3 protein-coding genes are annotated in these 1716 nt (G+C 58.5%); all 3 read left to right on the forward strand.

What is annotated here, in order from left to right; all coding sequences use genetic code 11:
• Positions 1-5: 5 nt before the first annotated feature.
• Genes WB528_RS11975 through WB528_RS11985 form a run of 3 tightly spaced genes read left to right on the forward strand, consistent with a single transcriptional unit; the run spans position 6 to position 1521 of the window.
• Entirely contained in the window at positions 6-149 is a 144-nt protein-coding gene (locus WB528_RS11975; RefSeq protein ID WP_423888628.1) for an RsfS/YbeB/iojap family protein, read from the forward strand.
• On the forward strand, positions 146-1081 hold the full coding sequence (locus tag WB528_RS11980; RefSeq protein ID WP_423888626.1) for a sigma-54 interaction domain-containing protein: 936 nt from the start codon (positions 146-148) through the stop codon (positions 1079-1081). The genes WB528_RS11975 and WB528_RS11980 overlap by 4 nt, the downstream gene beginning before the upstream one ends.
• 8 nt (positions 1082-1089) lie before the next feature.
• The gene (locus WB528_RS11985; RefSeq protein ID WP_423888627.1) at positions 1090-1521 is read left to right on the forward strand and encodes a 23S rRNA (pseudouridine(1915)-N(3))-methyltransferase RlmH; all 432 of its coding nucleotides are present in this window, start codon (positions 1090-1092) and stop codon (positions 1519-1521) included.
• Positions 1522-1716: the final 195 nt, after the last annotated feature.

Consider the following 1716-nt stretch of genomic DNA (forward strand, 5'->3'; position numbering starts at 1 on the left):
GGCTTCTGCTCGACTACGGCAACTTCATCGTTCACGTCTTCAGCGAAAAAATGCGCCTCTTTTACGATATCGAGCGCTTGTGGCGCTCCGCGAAGCGCTTCGACGTTCCCGAGCCCGGTCCCTCGCACGCTTCTGGCACCGTATTATGACCGCCGCTCACCTGGAATGGATCGCGGCTGATCCCGCATCGGAGCGCATGTTGGAAATTGCAGGGAAAGTCGCCGGCACATCGACCACGGTTCTCATCACCGGAGAAAGCGGTACGGGAAAGGACCATCTCGCGCGCTGGATTCATGAGCAGAGCCCTCGACGCGACGCCGCATTCCTGAAAATCGATTGCGCCAGTCTTCCCTCCGAGCTTGTCGAATCCGAGCTTTTCGGCCATGAGCGCGGCGCGTTCACGGGCGCGGAAGCGCGCAAGCCCGGGCGCCTCGAAATGGCGCGCGACGGCACCATCGTGCTCGACGAAGTGGCCGCTCTAGCGCCCAACATTCAATCCAAACTCTTGCGTGTCCTCGAAGAGCACAAATTCGAGCGTCTCGGCGGCACCGAAACACTCGATATGGACTCGCGCCTGATCGCCCTGACGAATGCCGATCTCGAACGCGCCGTCCGCGGCGGGTATTTTCGCGAGGATTTGTTTTTCCGGCTCAACGTCGTCGTCATCGTCGTTCTGCCCCTGCGTGAACGCCGCCAAGACATTCGACCGCTCGCCGAACATTTTCTCGCGCGTCTCGCGCTCGTCCACGGACGCGCCAGCGCCACGATTGATCCCGCGGCAATCGCCGCGCTCGAAGCCTATGCGTGGCCAGGTAACGCGCGCGAATTGAAAAATGTGATTGAGCACGCGCTGATTTTCGCGAAAGCGCATACACTGAAACGTGAGGATTTCTCTGCTGTCCTTAATGCCAGCACCGAAGTTTCGCACGCCGCGCGCCCCCGTTCCCTCGAAGAACTCGAAAAAGAAGCCATCATCGCCACTCTCGAATGCACGCATTACAAAATCGCCCAAGCCGCCGATATTCTCGGCATCAGCCGCAAGACGCTGCTCGAGAAACGCAAGAAATACGGTTTGGCCTAATCTCGATTATGAAAATCCGCATTATCATGCTGGGCCGAACACGACGTGCCGAAGTGCGCGCGCTGGTCGATGATTATCTGGGCCGCATCCGTCATTACGCTGAAATCGAAACCACCGAATTGCGCGAGGCCACCGATTCTGCTCTGCGAAAACTCAAACTCGAGCCTTCAGCAACAATCGTCTTGCTCGACGCCGCCGGCAAACAATTCACTTCCGTAGAATTTGCCCGCTGGCTCAGCGATCTGCGGGATCGCGGCGCGCGTGAGCTTGTCTTCCTTTGCGGCGACGCAGCCGGATTCCCGGAATCCCTCCGCCGCGCCGCAAAACAGAAGCTTGCTCTTTCCACACTGACCATGCCGCACGAGTTCGCCCGCGTCGTCCTCGCCGAACAAATCTACCGAGCCTTCGCCATCCTGGCTGGCCAGCCCTATCCGAAATAACTCGAAATAGGCAGATTCCGCACGCACATTCTGCGACAATATCCGTTCATGGCTACCAAAATTACTCACGACGCGAATGCAGCCACAGCGTCAGTGGAGCTGACGATTACGCAGCCTCTCGATGACTTCGACCTCACCGAAGTCGCGGCCCCGATTCCGCGCGACATCGATCCGATTCTTGCTTCACAAGGATTC

It is taken from the genome of Bradyrhizobium sp. (genome assembly GCF_049586575.1).
GTDB lineage: Bacteria > Pseudomonadota > Alphaproteobacteria > Rhizobiales > Xanthobacteraceae > Bradyrhizobium.